This is a genomic window from Novilysobacter selenitireducens (assembly GCF_020026895.1).
Classification (GTDB): Bacteria; Pseudomonadota; Gammaproteobacteria; order Xanthomonadales; family Xanthomonadaceae; genus Lysobacter_C; species Lysobacter_C selenitireducens.
On sequence record NZ_JAINZW010000016.1, the window covers coordinates 1 to 358 of the forward strand.

1 protein-coding gene is annotated in these 358 nt (G+C 67.0%); it reads left to right on the plus strand.

Annotated features, from left to right (window positions below):
* The coding region (locus K6753_RS14420) for a pyridoxine 5'-phosphate synthase (protein WP_223677164.1) at positions 1–235 on the plus strand (235 nt) is incomplete at its 5' end.
* Between the last annotated feature and the right edge of the window lie 123 nt (positions 236–358).

A 358-nucleotide genomic window follows, 5' to 3' on the forward strand; every position in this document is an offset into this window, starting at 1 on the left:
GTTCTCGGGAATGGCCGCGGCCGCGGCCGCGGCCGGCCGTGGCGTCAACGCCGGGCACGACCACAACCAGGACAACCACGGTCCGTTCCTGGCCGCCGTGCCGGGCGTGCTCGAGGTCTCCATCGGCCACGCCCTGATCGGTGAAGCGCTGCATGCCGGCCTGCCTGCCACGGTGCGTGCCTACCTCGCCGTGATCGACCACGCGTCGCGGGGCGGCTCGATACCCCTGGCCTGAAGATGGGTCCGGCGCGAAGCGGCGTATTGCCCGTCGGGACAAAAAAAAACGCCGCCCGAGGGCGGCGTTGAAAATTGAAGCGGTAAGCGTCGTTTCGATCAGTTCTGTACGAAACCGATCTTT